Genomic DNA, 20477 nt, shown 5'->3' with positions numbered 1-20477 from the left:
GATAATATTAACCAGTACTGGCAGTACAATACATATTCAAGCAATGGCTTGTCGCAGATAAAAGCACCATACTTGGATAATAAAAAAAATAAAATACCGTAAAAGTCAAATAAACCGGAACCATGGTCCATTTTAACCATGACCATAAGCATGGTATATCTTATTACCCCAAAACAGGCGTAAGATTAATAAAATGATAAAGCCGTTATATATCTATCAACATGATCACATATTTTATTTTGATCTTTGCTACAGCGATATCTGCATTAGCAACCGACATGCTAGTTCCGGCATTGAATATTATCAAGGAAGATCTCTCTGTCAGTTATTCTACCGTACAGGCCACAATCAGTCTCTTTCTGATATTTTTTGCTGTCGGACAATTATTAGCGGGCTACTTATCTGATCGCGTAAAAAAACTGTATGTGCTTAATGGTGGAATGACTGTTTTTATCATCGGCAGCATTATTTGCAGTTATGCTGATAATGCCGCTGGATTATTGGCCGGACGGGCTCTACAGGCTATCGGTGCCAGTACGGGCCCGATTGTTGCACGGTCACTGGCGAAAGAGTGTTATGACGGCAAAAAACTTCAGCGTGTCATTGCTGATATTGCAACCGCCAGTGCAGTGATACCGCTTCTCGCGCCAGTATTGGGTGGTCAAATGGTGGAGCCGTGGGGATGGCGTTCATTGTTTTATTTTATGGCGCTATTTGGGGCAGTCACCATACTGCTGAGCTTATTCGCACCATTTAGACATCAAATAGCAGCGGCAACAGAACAAACATGTAATTACAACGATCTAATCCATAACCGTGCTTTCATTCATGGCACGTTGATCGTCACACTGACATTTTCCGGTTTGCTGTGTTTTATTTCTTTATCACCGGTGATCTATCACATCAGTATATTTTCATCACCCGCTTATTTCTCGTTTATTTTCTTTGGTGCGGTAGCCTGCTATATGCTGGGAACCCAATTAGCAAAAACAACAATCGCACATAACGTATCAATGGTTATCTCCGCACAAATCATCAGTGGTTTATTATTCCTTTTCAGTGGATTATTTTTCCCGGAAAGCCTGTCATTACTGATCATTGCTGGCATCGTTTTTAATATCGCTTCTGGTGTTATCTATCCGCAAGGCCATACCCAGGCGCTCAATGTCAATATAAAAATAGTTGGCACAGCCACTGCAATTACCGGGTTTACTCAAATGATCATCGCCGCTGTGCTCAGCTACCTTGCTGGTCTGGTTACTGACTATGTTCCACGAACAGATATTGTGCTGGGACTGTTTATTATTATTATTACTTCAGGTCAATTTTTATTTATTTTTAAATCAAGGGGAAAAACCGATGATGTAAATTGTCTTAATTAACAAAAGGAATAATTATGAACAATTGGCAAGCAAAAAAAATACAACAATCTAGAACCCATCAGAACCGGGCTTTCAATGAACATGTAAACGAATTGGAAGTTTCAGAACGACACGGTAAAGTAATTACGCTGAGCGATGGCCGACGTATGGTTGAATTTGTTTCCTGCTCTTATTTAGGATTGGAAACACATCCTGATCTTGTCGCAGCAATACATAAAGCGGTTGATAAATTTGGCGCTCAACTTTCCGTTGCCAGAACCCGAATCAAAGTCGATATTTTTAATCGCCTTGAATCATTGCTTTCGTCTATTATAGCAGGGGTGCCGGTATTATCATTTAATGCAGTAACCCCCTGCCATTTGGCTGTATTACCTTTATTGGGTTCAGGGGAATTACCTCACTTTACTTATAATAAAGGTCCGATATTTCTTTTAGATAAAACGGCCCATGCCACCATGCAAATCAATCGGGGATTATTATTGCAGTTCGGTGAAGTCCGTCGCTTTGATTTTCAGGATACTGACAGGCTGGAAAGCGAGTTTGCCGGAGCCGAGTCAAAAGGCCTGACGCCCGTATCCATTTCCGACAGTGTTGGTTCTATGGGTGGAGTGGCGCCGGTAAACCTTCTGCTGCATCTGGCTGAAAAACATAATGGCTATGTCTATCTGGATGATGCACACGGAACCAGCGTTTTCGGCAAAAACGGGGCGGGATATGTGATGGAATGTACCAATAATCACTTCCCCGAACGCCTTATTCTTGTGGGTTCTCTATCGAAAGCGTTCGGCTCTCATGGCGGTTTTGTCGCCTGCCAGAAAGAAGACACTCATCTATTTATCAAGCAATTTGGTACGACCTATGCCTTTGGCGGCCCACCGTCACTGCCAGGTATTGCCGCATGTGTTGCCGCTGCCGAGCTGCATTTAAATGGTGAAGTCACCAGGCGCCAACAATTGTTGCAAAAAATGATCAACGTCTTTGATGAGGCGTTCAACGCACATCACGTCATTAATCACAACGCGCTGATGCCAATACGTGGGCTGTTTATCGGCAACGAAGATCGCGCCATTTCAGTTTGCGCGGCACTTCACGACAAGGGATTTGCAACGACAGTTGCCATGTTCCCAACCGTTGAACAGGGCAAGGCGATGTTGCGTTGCGCTATCTCAGCCAACCATAGTCCGGAACAAATCAACGCTTTCGCCTCCGCGTTTAAAGACGTGTTAGCGGTTCATTGATTCGTTCGTCCCACAGGACTGATGCGGCGTGTAATCAGCCCTGTGGTCGGTTCCGCACTAAACGTCAGTCAGGTTTCGTTGAACGCCCGGAATAATACTTCATAATTACCGTTTCGCTGGGCAAATCGGAAGGGTTGCGCCCGCTGCACCACAATTTCACCGGCAGTTGGCTGTGAAGATAATAACATCATGGTTTCACTGATAAATGCCTGTAATGGCATCGCCTGAGGATCGAACCCCCACTCGCCCTGTAAGCCGGTTTGTACCCAGGGAGGAATGATTTCAATCACCTGCACCGGGCTATTACGTAATTGGCAACGCAGTGATTGAGTGTAAGAGTGCAACGCCGCTTTGGTGGCACAATACGTCGGTGTGATAGCCTGCGGCAGGAAAGCCAGCTCAGAGGTCACGTTCAGAATTGCCGCCTGAGATTGCCGCATCAATTGAGGCAATAAGGCGGTGGTCAGATAAATCGGTCCCAGCAAATTGGTGGCTACCGTTTCCTCCACCGCTGACAACTGTGGACGAATAAGGTCTTCCCGGCGCTGAATTCCGGCGTTATTGATCACTACATTCAACTGAGGATATCTGGCAGTGAGAGAGGCGACGAAAGCGCTCACGTCACTGGCGTTGCGCTGATCCAACACTTGATAACTCATACCCGGATTAGCTGCTGCCGCTTGTTGCAGCGGCGTTTCGTGGCGACCCGCAATAATCACCTGATTTCCTGCCACATGGAACGCTTCTGCCAACTCCCGGCCGATACCAGAACCACCGCCAGTAATCAGTATCGTATTACCCGTCATCCTCATTGGTCGCTCCGTACTCACCTGCCGCTTTTAAGCAGAATATTACGCCATGATCGCCTCTCGCTGCATATATCTGTCACAAAAACAGCGTGATGGCGTTATCCACCACGCAGGTTGGAATTCAACAGCAAATAAACGTGGTCACATCCCGCTCACGCATCCGGTAAATACCACGAAAACAGCGCCCTGCCGGGTAATCAGGAGCCAGTGCAGTGCGCAATTCCAGCGTAAAAATCTGTTTAATGATATCTAGTTCGACCATTCGGACATCCAGAAAATCAAAATAGCGCTTCACATGTGGATACAGCGCCTTATACAAGCTCTCCTTTGCCGAGAAATTCAGCGTCAACATCTCAGTAACGGTGATCTGATCCTGTGAACGCAGCCAGTTGTATTCAACCTCATCCACGATACCTGGCCACAGGCTATCCGCCCGTTCAGTAGTCATCACAGTTTCAACGTCCAGCCCGATACAAGAGAAGGTCTCACTGTGGAAATGGGCGGCACAAAATGCGCTGTCCACATTGTGACTCAGTGAACCTGACACCGTTGCTGGCCATTGCGGAGAACGATCACGCCCGTTTTGCAGGACAAAGCCACTAATACCGAGACGTTCCAGTACCTGTTTCGCCAAATAGCGCCCCGCCAGAAACTCTGCCCGTCGCTTGGGTACCGAACGCTCCATTTCCGCCGTGAGAGGAATGCCAGCGAGGAAGAACATATCGTCCCGATACGCCGGCAGGTAAAAATAACAGCGAGCACTAAACCCTGGATAAATGGTGTTGTTATCAGCCAGGTGGAATGTCATCCACTCTATTTCTTTAATAAAATCAGAAAGCATGTCACTAAACTCTCAACCGGTATGTCGAACCATCCGGTTATGTTGCTACACCACAGGGAAATGCAGGATGATAAAACTACACCTCACCCGAGGTTCGACTTACAAAGCCAGAAAAAAACCCGCAATACTGGCGCTCATTAAATTGGACAACGTACCTGCCGCTACCGCTTTCAGCCCTAGTCTGGCAATATCATGACGGCGTTGAGGCGCCATACTGCCCAACCCGCCAATCAAAATAGCAATCGAGGACAGGTTGGCAAATCCGCACAACGCAAAAGAGATAATCGCCTTGGTATGCGCTGACAAAACCTGCAACCCGGAGGCAGTCACCACATTATCCGGTTTCAAGTAAGCACTAAAATTCATGTAAGCCACGAATTCATTGAGTATCAGTTTTTGTCCAATGAATGAACCCGCCACCATCGACTCATTCCACGGCACCCCAATCAGGAAAGCTATAGGCGAAAAAATCCAGCCGAGGATCATCTCCAGCGATAACTGCGGAAAATTGAACCAGCCGCCGACACCGCCAAGAATACCGTTAAGCAGCGCGATCAACGCAATAAACGCCAGCAACATAGCACCAACATTCAGTGCTAACTGCATACCGGAAGCCGCACCGCTGGCAGCAGCGTCAATGACGTTGCTCGGTTTTTCTTCATCCCCGACAAAACTGCCGATCACATCCCGGTCATGCGTTTTTTCAGTCTCCGGCATGATTAACTTGGCAAACAGCAATCCACCCGGTGCCGCCATAAACGATGCGGCAATCAAGTATTCCAGCGGCACGCCCATCTGAGCATAACCAGCCAATACTGACCCAGCGACAGACGCCAACCCACCACACATCACGGCAAACAGCTCAGACTCAGTCATATTGGCAATATAAGGACGAACCACCAATGGTGCTTCGGTTTGACCAACAAAGATATTTGCGGTAGCAGAAAGCGACTCCGTACGCGATGTTCCGAGTACTTTCTGTAAACCACCGCCTAGAACACGAATCACCCATTGCATAATGCCCAGATAATAGAGCACCGCTATCAGTGAAGAGAAGAAGACGATAATGGGCAGAACCCGGAGGGCAAATACGAAACCGCCGCCACCAAAGACCTCAAACATTTTGCTCGATACCAGACCACCAAACATGAATGAGATTCCCTGGTTGCCGTAGGAGATCACATTGGCGACGCCTTCCGACATGCCGTTCAGGACTTCGCGTCCCAACGGAATATATAATACCAAGGCACCAATCCCGACCTGAATCAGAAACGCACCACTGACAGTACGACGGTTAATGGCCTTACGGTTGCCGGAAAGCATGACCGCAATCAATATCAGCACAGCCATACCCAACAGACTCATTAAGAGTTCCATGCGAAATTCCCTGTAGCGAGAGTGAACATAAAAATACCCGCCCAACAAAGCGGGAATACAGCCTGCCAATGGTAGCAGTTGATAACAAACACCCACGACGCAACATAGGCGAGTGGGATGCCACAAACTCATACAACATCAGGCAAAGAAAAACATCAGATAATGAGAGTCATCACCTTTTTTTGGCACAAAATTTCATTTTAGCAAAGATTTCCATACGAAACTCCCGCTCTACGGCCATTAGCCACAAAAGAAAAATAAGTTATAGTTATGAAAATAATACCGGGAAACCGAGGAAAAACCAGAAAAGCGACAGATAGCACTCATTGGCAGGACACCGTCAACGGGAAAAGACGGTGAGTATTCTCATATAATACCGCCGCAAGCACCTCTGGCGATTCAGTACGCAGATCACATAACGACTGAAATACGGAACGGATACGTTCAGGTCGGTTAGGTTCCCCTTGATAACCACACACGGGCATATCTGGCGCATCAGTTTCCAGTAGCAAACGATCCAGCGGCAAACGGGCGATAGCCTGCCGTGTTTTATTGGCTCGCGGATAGGTAATGACACCGCCGACGCCAATATAATATCCCAATCGAATAAACGCCTGTGCCTGTTCAAAACTGCCCGAAAATCCGTGCACCACCCCGGTACGTGGCAGTTGAGCCTGTTTCAATAATGCGGCCAACGGATCGTGACTCCGGCGTGAATGCAGAATAACGGGCAAATCGTATTGCTTGGCCAGTTCCAACTGAGCGTTAAGGAAGACGCATTGCCGTTCAAACTGCGGATCGTCCCGGTAAAGATCCAAGCCTATTTCACCAACCGCAACCAATCGGTGGTCACGATCATGAAGCCGAGATTCCAGCAGCGCCAAATCTGCCTCGTGATGACGCTCAATATAAAGCGGATGTAACCCAAGTGCCGCATACAACACCGGCCAGCTGTGGGCCAAATGCAGGATACGATCAAAATAATGGGACTCAACGGCAGGAATAATAATTCCTTCGACACCAGCTTGCGCCGCACGATGCAAACTTGCCACTTCGTCCGCCGCAAAAGGTGGAAAATCAAAATGACAGTGGGTATCAATAAACACAACAGACGCGGACTGCGCAATGTTAATGGCAATATCTGAAGATGCAGGAATAGCTGAAACGCGGGTTTGCAATGTTTAAACCTTCAGGACAGTGCAGGATAAATCGAGGATACCTTTTTTAGTACGTCATCGTCATGCGCTTATAACACATCGGAAAGCAATTCGTGATCGTCCGCTAACCCGACTGCACAGCCGAATCGACGCTTCAGGACAATAACGGGCCACGCGCCAGAAGCATACTGGGTGAACATGACGGCACGGAAGACATGCCATCATTGGCCGCAATATCACGGACTCGCTATCCACGATAGGCAGCCCGCATCCGACCCGGCCTTAGGATTTTACTGTGAGATCGTTTTTAACACTCTTAACGCCATCAACCGATTTTGCTATTTTTTCAGCACGATCAGACTGCGCTTTGTTACCCACCTGCCCTGTTAACTGTACGACACCATCAACAGTTTCCACTCTGACATGGCGTGAAGGCACAATGTCATCCGCCAGCAATTTGGCCTTGATCGTACTGGTCGTCACTGCATCCCCGGCATAGGACATCAATGATTGGGAGCTGGCATCCTTTACTTGAAGCTTGTCGCTGACCGACTTAACACCTTCCGTTTTAGTGGCAATTTCTACGGCGCTGATGGCCAATTTCTGACTGGTCACAAAACCGCTGAGTGTTACCACTCCCTGGGTTGTTTTAACAGAAATATCATCACTGTCGAGGGTTTTAGACGCCAATAATGCCGCTTTCACTTTCGCGGTGATCGCGCTGTCATCAACATAACCAGATGCCGTCTGGACCGAGCTATCGATTTTATTCCCTGTGGTTTCTGCGATATTTTTCGCTTCTTGCCCGATAGTTTCCTCCGCTAGCACATAGCTACTACCGGCCAGAACCGTCACCAAAACAACCGCGATCCGCGATAGTGCAATCTTGTTAGTCTTTTTCATCAACATCGTCCTTACAGTTATCCTGTTTCATCAACAGGTTTCACTAACACCTTCCCGCCAGGATAGGCCGTCGTCATTAGCCTTGTCCCATCACAACAAACAGATTATAGAATTACAAAAAATAAAAAAATTAATATAAGAATCCACTCAAAGTCACATTGGCAGTCAAAAAAACCAGACCGCCCTACACGCAATTAACTATAGACGACAAAAAACAAAAACCCAGGCCGTTTATGAGAAAAAAACATTTAGAGAACGATTTAAGATTTGTCTGTGAATTAACTCAGTGGGAAAGGCAGGAAGGGAAATGCAGTTAATGTAATGATTATAAAAAAAAATAATAATACACAGGCTGATAACGGGAAAAGTCATCAGCCTGTCATCAACAAGCTTAGTGTTCGCGGGTCTTATGAAACTGGACCTCAGGATAACGTTCCTGAGTCAGGTTAAGGTTTACCATGGTGGGTGCGATGTACGTTAAATTATCACCGCCATCCAACGCCAGATGCTGTTCATTCTTGCGTTTAAATTCTTCAAACTTCTTAACATTATTACACTCCACCCAGCGCGCAGTGGAAACGTTGACCGATTCATACACGGCCTCTACGTTGTATTCAGTCTTCAGGCGCGCCACCACGACATCAAACTGTAGCACCCCAACCGCCCCGACAATCAGATCGTTATTGATTAACGGCCGGAACACCTGCACAGCCCCCTCTTCGGACAGCTGTACCAACCCTTTCAGTAACTGCTTCTGCTTTAACGGATCACGCAGCCGAATACGACGGAACAGTTCCGGCGCAAAGTTAGGAATACCGGTGAACTTCATATCCTCACCCTGGGTAAAAGTATCTCCAATCTGGATCGTGCCGTGATTATGTAACCCGATGATGTCGCCAGGATAAGCTTCTTCCACATGGGAACGGTCACCTGCCATGAACGTCAAGGCATCAGAGATAATAACGTCTTTGCCCGTACGCACCTGACGTAGCTTCATGCCTTTTTCATACTTACCGGACACTATCCGCATGAACGCCACGCGGTCACGGTGTTTCGGGTCCATGTTAGCCTGAATTTTGAACACAAAACCGGTGAATTTTTCTTCACCAGCGTTCACCACACGAACGTCTGTTTTACGCGGCATCGGTGATGGCGCCCAGGACACAAGACCATCCAGCATATGATCCACGCCGAAATTGCCCAACGCAGTACCAAAGAATACTGGCGTTAATTCCCCGGACAAAAAGTCTTCTTCATCAAATTCATTGGAAGCGCCTTTTACCAGATCCAGCTCTTCACGCAATTGAGCCGCCAGGTCTTCCCCGACCGCCTTGTCCAGATCCGGGTTATTCAACCCTTTGACAATGCGTACTTCTTGAATGGTGTGCCCCATACCACTCTGATACAGATAGGTTTCATCTTTATAGAGATGATAAACACCTTTGAACAACTTACCGCAACCAATCGGCCAGGTAATCGGCGCGCACGCAATTTTCAATTCCCTTTCAACTTCGTCCAGCACTTCCATCGGATCACGGATATCCCGGTCCAGCTTGTTCATAAAAGTCAGGATCGGCGTATCGCGCAGACGCGTAACTTCCATCAACTTGCGAGTACGATCTTCAACCCCTTTTGCCGCATCGATCACCATCAGACAGCAATCCACTGCGGTCAGAGTACGATAGGTATCCTCCGAGAAATCCTCATGCCCTGGTGTATCCAGCAAATTGACCAGACACTCGTGATAAGGAAACTGCATTACAGAGGTAGTAATAGAAATACCGCGCTGCTTTTCCATCTCCATCCAGTCGGATTTGGCATGTTGACTGGACCCACGCCCTTTTACCGTGCCGGCGATCTGAATGGCCTGCCCGAGCAACAGTACTTTTTCAGTAATCGTCGTTTTACCGGCATCGGGGTGAGAAATAATAGCAAAAGTCCTGCGGTGGGAAATCTCTTGCAAAAATGAAGGATTTGACATCTTTTTAAATCTTCTATTTTAAATAGCGAGTTATATAAAGTTCTAATGGAGTCTACTGCAAATCGCTCCAAACATGGCCTCGTTTTATGAGGCCCAATTGGCGCTTATTCTTACTGATCTTGGCAGTATAAACAATCAAGGATGAGATAAATGCGCTCAAGGCTTAGTGTGGAAGAGAGTGTAGACAAGTCCAATAAGCAAGCTGATTACGTTGATTTGGTGTTATTGCATCGCTGATCACACGGAAGTAAAACCTCTTTTGGGTAAAGCGTGTTGACATCGACCACAGAGAATTACCAGTAGCACTGATAAACATGGATACTATCCAACCACTGCCAGTATTACTCTTTCTTAATATGTTCTGACGGCGCCGCCTGCTCATCTGTATCTGCATCGGCATCTGTAGGCTCGTCCTGCACTGATGTATTGGCTGTGAGTAGATAAGGAGACTGCTGCCAGCGGGTACGTCGGTTTTGCAACAATGTTCGTGCCAGAATGATCCCTATCGCCAATGCCAGAAGAATCATTAAACGCAGAATATTGGTGGTGTTATCTACCTGCGTGGCTTCTGTCACCAATACGTGAGTATCCAGCGTGATACGCAGGAAACCTATCGGTCCGTCTTTACCATTCACGGGTTCCACTAGTTGATGATTAAAGTAGCTGCCTACCCTATTTCCATCCAGCGCCAACCGATCCCGGACATCAATCTTTTCGCCGGATCGCGCGACCAGCGTCCCATCCTGCTGATAAATTGCAGCGTCCAGAATACGGCTATGATCCGTTAAGTTCTTTAGCATGGCGTTGATTTTCTGGCTATTATCATCACTACTTTCCATCAAGGGCGTCAGTGTATAAGCCACCTGTTTTGCCAATGTGCGCGCCAGTTCTTCAACCTGCTCTGAACGTGCCATCTGATGGTTCAGGCTGAAGTAAGAAGCTCCCTGCATCAATATGACCAGCAGAGCCAAACAAATCAGAACGATGGCTGTGCGATGTAAACGAAATTTTATCCGGGTCCGAACCATGGGAATACCTACGCGATTTGGATACTTTAATGTTGCCAGAAGCGCCGACGATAGGATAGCTTGTTGCGTTGATTTATGATCGTCCTTTTTGTGACCATCCAACACACCATCAATTCATCGTTACCCGCTGGAAAGGATTTACCCATGTCGAACCATTTAACCTATCGAGATCTACCGACAGAGATCAACTGTTGGCCGAATCTGCCGCTCTCACTGAGCGGCGATGAAGTCATGCCTCTCGATTATCGGGCTGGCTACACTGGTTGGTTGCTGTATGGGGATGTGCTCGATAAATATCTACTCTCCCGGGTTCAGCAACACCTTGGCGATCCACTGGTCATCGTCAGCGCCTGGAGTGTAGATGATTATCAGGTGGTGCGACTGGCCGGTATATTGACACCTCGCGCCACCAAAGTCGCCCATGAACTGGGGCTCGATGTCGCTGAAATGGACAATACGCCCAGTCTGCGCGCGCCAGGTTTACTGGTGATGGATATGGACTCAACGGCCATTCAGATTGAGTGTATTGATGAGATTGCCAAACTGGCCGGTACTGGCGAGATGGTAGCCGATGTTACCGAACGGGCCATGCGTGGTGAACTGGATTTTGCTGCTAGTCTGCGCCAACGGGTAGCAACCTTAAAAGGTGCCGATGCCAACATACTGCGTCAGGTCCGGGATCGTCTGCCTTTAACACCCGGACTGAAAGTGATGGTGAAACAGCTACAGGACGCTGGCTGGCATATTGCTATTGCCTCTGGTGGCTTCACCTATTTTTCCGACTATTTGCGTGAAGAGCTCGATCTGGTCGCCGCCGTGGCAAATGAGATGGGTATGCGCGACGGTAAACTTACCGGTGAAGTGGTTGGCCCGATTATTGATGCCAGATATAAAGCGGATACGCTACGCCAGTTAGCAGAAAAGCTGGAAATACCGGTGAAACAAACTGTGGCTATCGGCGATGGTGCCAATGATCTGTTGATGATTAAAGCTGCCGGACTCGGCATTGCTTATCATGCCAAGCCCAAGGTTAACGCCCAGACATCAATCAGCATTCGTCATGCTGATCTGACCGGCGTATTGTGTATCCTGAGTGGCAGTCTTCGACACGAAATCCGTTAATTTATCGAGGTAATCCGTGGCAAAAGCAGCCAAACGCGCATTTGTGTGTAATGAGTGTGGCGCCGATTATCCACGCTGGCAGGGGCAGTGCAGTGCCTGCCAGGCCTGGAACAGCATTACTGAAGTTCGCCTGGCCGCGGCCGTATCCTCATCGCGAAACGACCGTTTCTCTGGCTACGCCGGAGAGAACGCCGGCATCAGCCGGGTACAAAAGCTTTCCGACATCAGTTTGGAAGACCTGCCGCGCTTCTCCACTGGATTCCTGGAGTTTGACCGTGTACTCGGTGGTGGTGTCGTTCCCGGCAGTGCCATTCTGATTGGCGGAAATCCGGGAGCCGGCAAAAGTACGCTGCTGCTGCAAACGCTGAGCAAACTGGCCGGACAGATGAAAACATTGTACGTCACGGGTGAAGAATCCCTGCAACAGGTGGCAATGCGTGCCCATCGTCTGGGATTACCGACTCAGAATATCAATATGCTGTCGGAAACCAGCATTGAGCAGATCTGTCTGATTGCCGAACAGGAACAACCCAGACTGATGGTGATCGACTCCATTCAGGTGATGCATCTTGCCGATATCCAGTCCTCCCCCGGTAGTGTGGCGCAGGTGCGGGAAACCGCAGCGTACCTGACGCGCTTTGCCAAAACCCGTGGTGTCGCCATTATTATGGTCGGGCATGTGACCAAAGACGGTTCGTTAGCCGGCCCGAAAGTACTGGAACACTGTATCGACTGTTCCGTCATGTTGGACGGCGATGCCGATTCTCGCTTCCGTACCCTGCGTAGCCATAAAAATCGCTTCGGTGCGGTTAATGAGCTGGGCGTATTTGCAATGACGGAACAAGGATTGCGGGAAATCAGTAATCCATCGGCTATCTTCCTCAGTCGCGGCGATGAAGTGACTTCCGGCAGTTCGGTAATGGTGGTATGGGAAGGCACCAGGCCATTATTGGTGGAAATTCAGGCACTGGTAGATCACTCCATGATGGCTAACCCACGGCGAGTAGCGGTAGGTCTGGAACAAAATCGTCTGGCTATTCTGCTGGCGGTGTTGCACCGTCACGGTGGTTTACAGATGTCTGATCAGGACGTATTTGTGAACGTCGTTGGGGGTGTGAAAGTCACCGAAACCAGCGCTGACCTGGCACTATTGCTTTCACTGGTCTCCAGCCTGCGTGACCGGCCACTGCCGCAAGATTTGGTAGTGTTTGGGGAAGTCGGCCTGGCGGGAGAAATTCGTCCGGTACCCAGCGGTCAGGAGCGTATCGCCGAAGCATCAAAGCATGGTTTCAAACGTGCGATTGTGCCTTTCGCCAACATGCCGAAAAAACCACCCACCACTATGCAGGTATTTGGTGTAAAAAAACTGGCCGATGCGCTGGCGATACTCGACGAGCTGTAACGGTGTATTTGCTTTGGATTGTCGTGGGCACTCTGTGATATTTTGTTTAGTTAGCTAAACAGGAGTGTCGGACAATGTCACCATACGATTATCTTAAATCTGCTATCAGGCAAAAAGGATGCACCCTACAGCAGGTAGCTGATGCCACGGATATGACAAAAGGCTATCTCAGCCAGTTAATCAACGCCAAAATAAAAAGCCCCAGCGCCCAAAAACTCGAAGCACTACACCGTTTCCTCGGGCTTGAATTCCCCTATCAGCAAAAAAGCATCGGCGTGGTGTTCGGTAAATTTTACCCGCTACATACCGGCCATATTTATCTGATTCAACGCGCTTGCAGTCAGGTGGATGAACTGCATGTGGTTTTAGGCTATGACGAACCGCGGGATCGTCTGTTGTTTGAACACAGTTCCATGTCTCAGCAACCTACCGTTAGTGATCGACTGCGTTGGCTGTTACAAACTTTTAAATATCAGAAAAATATTCATATTCATGCCTTCAATGAACAAGGTATGGAACCTTATCCGCATGGCTGGGATGTGTGGAGCCGGGGTATCAAGAATTTCATGGCCGAGAAGGGAATCGAGCCTAACTACGTCTACACCAGCGAAGAGCAGGATGCACCACAGTACAACGAACATCTGGGCATCGATACTGTGTTGGTCGATCCTAAACGCTCATTCATGAACATCAGTGGCACACAGATACGCCAGGACCCCTTCCGTTACTGGGAATATATTCCCACCGAAGTGAAACCGTTCTTTGTCCGCACGGTGGCGATTCTGGGTGGTGAATCCAGCGGAAAATCCACGCTAGTGAACAAACTGGCGAATATTTTCAACACCAGTAGTGCCTGGGAGTACGGCCGTGACTATGTGTTCTCCCATCTTGGGGGAGATGAAATGGCACTGCAATATTCCGATTACGACAAAATTGCACTAGGTCAGGCGCAATATGTTGATTTTGCAATAAAATATGCTAATAAAGTTGCTTTTATCGATACGGATTTCATTACTACTCAGGCGTTTTGCAAAAAATACGAAGGACGAGAGCACCCATTCGTACAGGCGCTGGTTGAAGAGTACCGTTTCGATCTGGTGATCCTGCTGGAAAACAATACTCCATGGGTCGCGGATGGCTTACGCAGCCTCGGCAGCGCATCAGACCGGCAAGCGTTCCAGGATCTGCTGAAAGCCATGTTGATAGAAAACAAGGTGTCGTACATTGATGTCAGCGACTCTGACTATGATAGCCGTTTCCTGCGTTGTGTTGAGCTGGTGCAGAACATGCTGGGACACCCACATAGAAATCAATAACCTAATAGTAGCATCCTCAGGATTTACCACTGCCAGCAATGAGAAGGTGTAATAATCTCCGGCAACGCAACATCCCAATTATCCACGGGTAATGCCTCTACCTGCTGGCAATCATGTGCCAGCCCGATGGGATAAGGTCCACGCTGCTGCCAGTGTTGTAACGTGCGATCATAGAAACCACCACCCATACCCAACCGTTGTCCCCGCGCATCGAACGCCACCAGCGGAGCTAGCAAGATGTCCAGTTGCGTTGGCGGCAATACCTTGCGGACATCCAGACGTGGTTCCATCACCTTCAAACGGTTTTGCACCAACTCGGTTTCACTGTCATAGCGTAAAAAAAGCAGATGTCCCGGGCTGAAGGGGTGCAGCACCGGCAGATAAACCTGTTTTTGCTGTTGCCAGAGCGCCTGAATCAATGATTGGGTATTTAATTCACCATCAAACGAAAGGAAGACCGCCACGCGCTGTGCATGTTGTAAACGGGGATGGCTCATCACCCGTTCTGTTGCCTGGCGGGCAAATGCAGCCTGCTGTTCAGCACTGAGTTGACGGCGACGCTGTCGCACTTCCTGACGAAGAGACTGACGTAACGACTGGTTGGAAAGAGGATTAACTGTAGGAGCGATCACTGGCATAGAAATCAACTACCGCACTGAGTAATTCAGGAAAAAAGAGAGGGAATGGAATCTCCGAGATGCCGCCGTAGGCTGTAACCCTTGAACCCATGGTTCAAGGTGAACGCAACGTCGCAATCTTAAGGCTTCTCGGCCGAACCGAGCGTGCTCACCAATCACGGATCGTTACATTCTATTGGTATAAATATCGGCTCAGGGGACTGGCCCACTGGCAAACATCTCAGAGAAATTTTGTTCTTTACTCGGATTAACTTTAACACGTCTGGCAACGTAGTGTTACCACAAAATACCGGACTTTTGTCAAAACGCGATGTTACTCAAACTGTGGGCCTTGGCGCTCTGTAATTTGCCCTTGTTCCAACAACGCCTGTTCAATGGTTTGTTGCAACATACGAATCCGCTGTTCCATGTTGGTCGCATAATCACGGGTTTTTAACCGTTCCTGCGCCAGTTCATGACACACATTGAGTGCGGCAATAAACACTAATTGCTCAGTGTTCGTGACTCTAGTGCGAATTTTGAGGTCTTGCAACCGCTGGTTAAGATCTTCCGCCGCCTGATTCAACGCATCTTGTTGTTCTGGCGGGCAATTAACTCTTAACGAACGACCAAATATTTGAATATCTACCGGTTGTGCAGACATGTCACCTTCCTGCCTTGTTTCATCTCACGCCCGCATAAGATTTTATCCTGTGCCGCCTGGTAATGGGCCGGTTAAAAGCGGACGCTACTATATATATCCCAAAATATAAGATACAAGCCCTTTCTGGTGTAGCAACGGAGCTTGGTGGTAGCATAACACGAACTCTTTCTGCCAACGACGACGAATGCGCATGTCTATAGTGAATACATTCCCAGGCTACGAAGCCATTGACCATTTGCTGCAACAACAACAAGTCGCCCTGACGGCCGCCGAAATGCACGGCCTAATCAGCGGTGTACTCTGTGCCGGTAACCAGGACGACAGCTGGAAAACGCTAGTTTCCGAATTAACCAATGAAGGATTGGCTTTTCCGCAAACGCTGGCGCAACCACTGCAACAGCTCTATCAAGTAACCCGCGATACGCTGGAAGATGATGGATTTATGTTCCGGATGTTCCTGCCGGATGACACGCAAAATGATGTCAGCGTATTTGATCGCGCCGATGCGTTGGCCGGTTGGGTTAATCATTTTTTGTTGGGGCTGGGCGTTGTGCAGCCACGGTTGGACAAAGCCCAGGGTGACCTGAAGGAAGTGATTGACGATCTACGAAATATCGCTCAACTGGGCTATGACGAAGACGAAGACAAAGAAGAACTGGAACAGTCGCTGGAAGAAATTATCGAGTATGTGCGGGTCGCCGCCATCATGTGCCATAACGAATTTACACATCCGGCAGCCACGGCGCCAGAACAGAAAAAACCGACACTGCATTGATCACCGCATGCCGCACCACAAGATATGTTCGATGCTGACTATTCAGGAGCAGATGATGAATCAACAAGAATACCTCCGCCGCCGTCTGGCTTTGCTGGATAAAATGGTTCCCGCCAGTGCTGCGGTTATTTATGCTGCTCCAGAAGCCCAGCGCAACGCCGACAGTGATTACCCCTATCGGCAGAACAGTGATTTCTGGTATTTCACCGGTTTTAACGAACCTGAAGCGGTACTCCTGCTGATTAAGAGTGATGAAAACCACCACCATAGTGTACTGTTCAACCGCGTTCGCGACCTTACGGCGGAGATCTGGTTTGGCCGTCGTTTGGGCCAGGAAGGCGCTCTCGCTACGCTGGGAGTAGATCGTGCCTTACCGTTCGATGAAATCAAGGACCAACTGCACTTATTACTGAATGGACTCGATGTGGTCTATCACGCACAGGGGCAGTACCGCTACGCGGATCAGCAGGTGTTCCACGCGCTGGAGATATTGCGTAACGGTACCCGTCAAGGCCTCAGTGCACCACCAACCATAACTGACTGGCGCCCGTTGGTGCATGAGATGCGGCTGTTCAAGTCACCACAGGAAATCGACATCATGCGCAAGGCGGGGGAGATTACCGCACTGGCGCATACCCGTGCGATGGATAAGTGTCGTCCAGGCATGTTTGAGTACCAGCTTGAGGGAGAAATCCACCATGAATTTACGCGTCATGGTGCCCGTTATCCTTCTTACAACACCATTGTGGGCAGCGGTGAAAACGCCTGTATTTTGCACTATACCGAAAATGAATGTCAGATGCATGATGGTGATCTGGTACTGATCGACGCAGGTTGCGAGTATCAAGGCTACGCAGGCGATATCACCCGCACCTTTCCGGTCAATGGTAAATTTACCGCCCCACAACGGGCTATTTACGACATCGTCCTGGCGTCTGAACGCCGGGCAATCGAACTGTTCGCGCCAGGTCGCAGTATCCGGGACGTGAACGAAGAAGTGGTGCGCATCATGCTGAACGGGTTGATAAAACTCGGCATTCTACAAGGTGAAATAGAGACACTGATTTCAGAGCAGGCCCATCGCCCGTTCTTTATGCATGGTCTGAGCCATTGGCTGGGACTCGATGTGCATGATGTTGGTGACTATGGTTCCACCGACCGCGGTCGCCTACTGGAACCAGGTATGGTTCTGACAGTAGAGCCGGGCTTGTATATATCCCCGAATGCCGATGTTCCATTGCAATACCGTGGTATAGGCATACGAATTGAAGACGATATCGTGATTACCGAACACGGTAACGACGTATTGACCGCCGGTGTAGTGAAAGACGCCGATGCTATTGAAGCGCTGATGGCAAACGCTGTAGGTAAGACCCAATGACCATCATGATTGTCGGAGGAGGTATGGCGGGTGCCACGCTGGCGCTGGCGATATCCAACCTTTCCCAGGGGAAGATCCCGGTTGATCTGATTGAAGCCCAGTCGCCTTTCGAACACCAGCACCCTGGTTTTGATGCCAGAGCCATCGCGCTGGCGGAAGGAACTAGCCAACAACTGGAAGCCATTGGTATCTGGTCATCACTGATGGATGCCGCAACCCCGATTACCACTGTACATGTCAGTGATCGTGGTCATGCAGGATACGTTTACCTGAACGCCTCAGATTATCGGGTTCCGGCGCTGGGACACGTGGTGGAACTACACGATGTGGGCAAACGGTTATTCTCCCTACTGCAACAGGCTCCCGGTGTCCGACTACATTGCCCGGCAACCGTGGTGGACGTCGCCCGTACAATAGATAACGCCACGTTGACGCTAAATAACGGTATCCGACTCACCGGCCAGTTACTGGTGGCCGCCGACGGTTCCCGTTCTATGCTGGCGCAGGCGTCCGGTATCGGTTGGCAGCAGCATCCTTATCATCAGATTGCCGTTATCGCTAATGTCACGACCTCACAACCTCATCAAGGACGGGCGTTTGAACGCTTTACCCAGCACGGCCCACTGGCACTGCTGCCGATGAGCAAGAACCGCAGCTCGCTGGTATGGTGTCATGCACAGGAGCGTCAGGGCGACGTCGACAACTGGAGCGAAGCCGAATTCCGTCATCAGCTACAGTTGGCCTTCGGCTGGCGGTTGGGTGCCTTTACCCATATTGGTGAGCGTCACAGTTATGCGCTAAATCTGATTACCGCTACCCGCCACATCAGCCATCGTCTGGCGCTGGTGGGCAATGCGGCACAGACACTGCATCCCATTGCCGGTCAGGGTTTCAACCTCGGATTACGGGATGTGATGACGCTGGCAGAAACGCTGGTGGACGCGGTTCAGCGTGGTGAAGATCCCGGCTGTTATGCAGTGTTGCACCGTTATCAGCAACGACGCCAATCTGATCAGGACACAACTGTCGCCATTACCGACGGTCTGGTGCGCATGTTCGCCAACCGCTATTTTACGCTGGAAGTCGGTCGTAATCTGGGCTTAATGGCCATGAATAGCCTGCCAGTGCTACAGGATGCGCTTGCGCGCCGTACTCTGGGTTGGGTGGAACGATAAACCGCCACAGACGCGGACACACAGGAATTCACTCTTTATGCAATCATTTGACGTGGTAATCGCGGGCGGTGGCATGGTCGGTCTGGCGCTGGCCTGTGGTCTACAAGGCAGTGGACTGCGCGTTGCCGTGCTGGAAAAGCAGCCGATGGACGAACAACCGTCAGGGCCAGACCACGCCTTGCGCGTCTCGGCCATCAATACCGCCAGTGAGTATCTGCTGCGACAACTGGGCGTCTGGCAATCCATTACGGAACAACATGTCAGCCCTTATAACGACATGTTCGTCTGGGACCAGGACAGTTTTGGTCATATCAGTTTCAGCGGTAAAGAATTTGGGTTTTCCCATTTGGGCCACATCATTGAAAATAATGTGATTCAACGCGCGTTATGGCAACGGGCATCCCATGCCAGCGACATCACGCTGATGGCGCCAGTCACGCTGAAACAGGTGGTATGGGGCGATAACGAGGCGTTTATCACCCTGGAAGATGGCGGGATGTTAACCGCGCGGCTGGTGGTGGGTGCCGATGGCGCGCATTCCTGGCTACGCCAGCACGCTGATATTCCGCTGACATTCCGGGATTACGGTCATCACGCGCTGGTGGCGAATATCCGTACTGTCAACCCGCATCAGTCTGTCGCCAGACAAGTTTTTCATGGTGATGGGATGTTGGCGTTTCTACCGTTAAGCGATCCTTACCTGAGCTCCATTGTCTGGTCATTACCTCCCACGCGAGCCCAGATGCTGATGGCTCTGCCTGCGGACGAATTCAACAAACAACTGGCAATGGAATTCGATATGCGTCTTGGGCTGTGCCAGATAGAGAGTCAGCGTCAGTCCTTCCCGCTGACCGCACGTTATGCCCGCAGTTTTGCTGCTCATCGGCTGGTGCTGATGGGAGACGCCGCCCATACCATTCACCCGCTGGCCGGTCAGGGTGTGAATCTGGGTTTTATGGACGTCGCCGAATTGATTGCCGAACTGAAACGACTGCAATCACAAGGTAAGGACATTGGGGAATATCTCTACTTACGTCGCTATGAACGCAAGCGCAAGCACAGCGCCGCGCTGATGCTGGCCAGCATGCAAAGTTTCCGCGATCTGTTCGCAGGCAACCATCCCGCCAAGAAATTACTGCGTGATATCGGTCTGAAACTGGCGGATACCCTACCAGGGATAAAACCCACGCTGGTGCGTCAGGCCATGGGGTTAAACGACCTGCCGGCCTGGTTGGAAGAAAAACAGTAATCGGTTGCCATAGTGGGGCGCGATCCCCACTATGGACACGCCCCCACAAGTTATCCTGAT

At 49.5% G+C, this 20477-nt stretch carries 18 protein-coding genes and 1 other RNA gene; 9 read left to right on the top strand and 10 right to left on the bottom strand.

Annotation, left to right across the window (positions count from 1 at the left end):
* Positions 1-221: 221 nt before the first annotated feature.
* Both PCO85_02635 and PCO85_02630 read left to right on the top strand, forming a co-directional pair.
* On the top strand, positions 222-1382 hold the full coding sequence (locus PCO85_02635; GenBank protein ID WJV54388.1) for an MFS transporter: 1161 nt from the start codon (positions 222-224) through the stop codon (positions 1380-1382).
* A 14-nt stretch (positions 1383-1396) separates the two neighbouring features.
* A complete protein-coding gene (locus PCO85_02630) occupies positions 1397-2620 on the top strand; it encodes an aminotransferase class I/II-fold pyridoxal phosphate-dependent enzyme (GenBank protein WJV54387.1) in 1224 nt (407 codons plus the stop codon).
* A 68-nt stretch (positions 2621-2688) separates the two neighbouring features.
* Here PCO85_02630 and PCO85_02625 read toward each other — a convergent pair whose 3' ends face one another.
* From PCO85_02625 to PCO85_02595, 7 genes are all read right to left on the bottom strand, one after another.
* Positions 2689-3432: an SDR family oxidoreductase gene (locus PCO85_02625; protein ID WJV54386.1), complete on the bottom strand. Its 744-nt coding sequence runs from the start codon at positions 3430-3432 to the stop codon at positions 2689-2691.
* Positions 3433-3550: 118 nt separating this feature from the next.
* A complete protein-coding gene (locus tag PCO85_02620; protein WJV54385.1) occupies positions 3551-4270 on the bottom strand; it encodes a 4'-phosphopantetheinyl transferase superfamily protein in 720 nt (239 codons plus the stop codon).
* Positions 4271-4369: 99 nt separating this feature from the next.
* On the bottom strand, positions 4370-5647 hold the full coding sequence (locus PCO85_02615; GenBank protein ID WJV54384.1) for a NupC/NupG family nucleoside CNT transporter: 1278 nt from the start codon (positions 5645-5647) through the stop codon (positions 4370-4372).
* A gap of 323 nt (positions 5648-5970) precedes the next feature.
* The gene (locus PCO85_02610) at positions 5971-6774 is read right to left on the bottom strand and encodes a TatD family hydrolase (GenBank protein ID WJV55970.1); all 804 of its coding nucleotides are present in this window, start codon (positions 6772-6774) and stop codon (positions 5971-5973) included.
* Between the two features lie 312 nt (positions 6775-7086).
* Positions 7087-7707: a molecular chaperone OsmY gene (osmY, locus tag PCO85_02605; GenBank protein WJV54383.1), complete on the bottom strand. Its 621-nt coding sequence runs from the start codon at positions 7705-7707 to the stop codon at positions 7087-7089.
* Between the two features lie 391 nt (positions 7708-8098).
* Positions 8099-9688 (bottom strand): peptide chain release factor 3, encoded by a 1590-nt coding sequence (prfC, locus tag PCO85_02600; protein ID WJV54382.1) that lies wholly within the window; start codon positions 9686-9688, stop codon positions 8099-8101.
* A gap of 341 nt (positions 9689-10029) precedes the next feature.
* Positions 10030-10716: a YtjB family periplasmic protein gene (locus tag PCO85_02595; protein WJV54381.1), complete on the bottom strand. Its 687-nt coding sequence runs from the start codon at positions 10714-10716 to the stop codon at positions 10030-10032.
* A 144-nt stretch (positions 10717-10860) separates the two neighbouring features.
* Here PCO85_02595 and serB point away from each other — a divergent pair, with 144 nt between their 5' ends.
* The 3 genes from serB to nadR all read left to right on the top strand — a co-directional run bounded on the left by serB (position 10861) and on the right by nadR (position 14556).
* Complete coding sequence (gene serB / locus PCO85_02590) at positions 10861-11838, top strand: phosphoserine phosphatase (GenBank protein WJV54380.1); 978 nt, start codon at positions 10861-10863, stop codon at positions 11836-11838.
* Positions 11839-11854: 16 nt separating this feature from the next.
* Complete coding sequence (gene radA, locus PCO85_02585; protein ID WJV54379.1) at positions 11855-13240, top strand: DNA repair protein RadA; 1386 nt, start codon at positions 11855-11857, stop codon at positions 13238-13240.
* Positions 13241-13314: 74 nt separating this feature from the next.
* On the top strand, positions 13315-14556 hold the full coding sequence (gene nadR, locus PCO85_02580) for a multifunctional transcriptional regulator/nicotinamide-nucleotide adenylyltransferase/ribosylnicotinamide kinase NadR (protein WJV54378.1): 1242 nt from the start codon (positions 13315-13317) through the stop codon (positions 14554-14556).
* Positions 14557-14579: 23 nt separating this feature from the next.
* Here nadR and PCO85_02575 read toward each other — a convergent pair whose 3' ends face one another.
* The 3 genes from PCO85_02575 to zapA all read right to left on the bottom strand — a co-directional run bounded on the left by PCO85_02575 (position 14580) and on the right by zapA (position 15837).
* Positions 14580-15194: a 5-formyltetrahydrofolate cyclo-ligase gene (locus tag PCO85_02575; GenBank protein WJV54377.1), complete on the bottom strand. Its 615-nt coding sequence runs from the start codon at positions 15192-15194 to the stop codon at positions 14580-14582.
* A 47-nt stretch (positions 15195-15241) separates the two neighbouring features.
* Positions 15242-15424: non-coding RNA, 6S RNA (gene ssrS, locus PCO85_02570), on the bottom strand.
* 83 nt (positions 15425-15507) lie between these two features.
* Entirely contained in the window at positions 15508-15837 is a 330-nt protein-coding gene (gene zapA / locus PCO85_02565) for a cell division protein ZapA (GenBank protein WJV54376.1), read from the bottom strand.
* A 190-nt stretch (positions 15838-16027) separates the two neighbouring features.
* Here zapA and PCO85_02560 point away from each other — a divergent pair, with 190 nt between their 5' ends.
* From PCO85_02560 to ubiI, 4 genes are read left to right on the top strand one after another with little or no spacing between them, the layout of a single operon-like run.
* Positions 16028-16612: a YecA family protein gene (locus PCO85_02560; GenBank protein WJV54375.1), complete on the top strand. Its 585-nt coding sequence runs from the start codon at positions 16028-16030 to the stop codon at positions 16610-16612.
* 55 nt (positions 16613-16667) lie between these two features.
* Positions 16668-17993, top strand: a complete 1326-nt coding sequence (gene pepP / locus PCO85_02555; protein WJV55969.1) for a Xaa-Pro aminopeptidase — start codon at positions 16668-16670, stop codon at positions 17991-17993.
* The gene (ubiH, locus tag PCO85_02550; GenBank protein ID WJV54374.1) at positions 17990-19168 is read left to right on the top strand and encodes a 2-octaprenyl-6-methoxyphenyl hydroxylase; all 1179 of its coding nucleotides are present in this window, start codon (positions 17990-17992) and stop codon (positions 19166-19168) included. The genes pepP and ubiH overlap by 4 nt, the downstream gene beginning before the upstream one ends.
* A gap of 37 nt (positions 19169-19205) precedes the next feature.
* Positions 19206-20417 carry an FAD-dependent 2-octaprenylphenol hydroxylase gene (gene ubiI, locus PCO85_02545; protein WJV54373.1) on the top strand — a complete coding sequence of 404 codons (1212 nt, stop codon included), beginning with the start codon at positions 19206-19208 and terminating at the stop codon, positions 20415-20417.
* Positions 20418-20477: the final 60 nt, after the last annotated feature.

The organism is Prodigiosinella aquatilis (assembly GCA_030388725.1).
GTDB lineage: Bacteria > Pseudomonadota > Gammaproteobacteria > Enterobacterales > Enterobacteriaceae > Prodigiosinella > Prodigiosinella aquatilis.
Note: the sequence above shows the minus strand (reverse complement) of the source record. Positions and strands in the feature narration are given on the sequence as shown.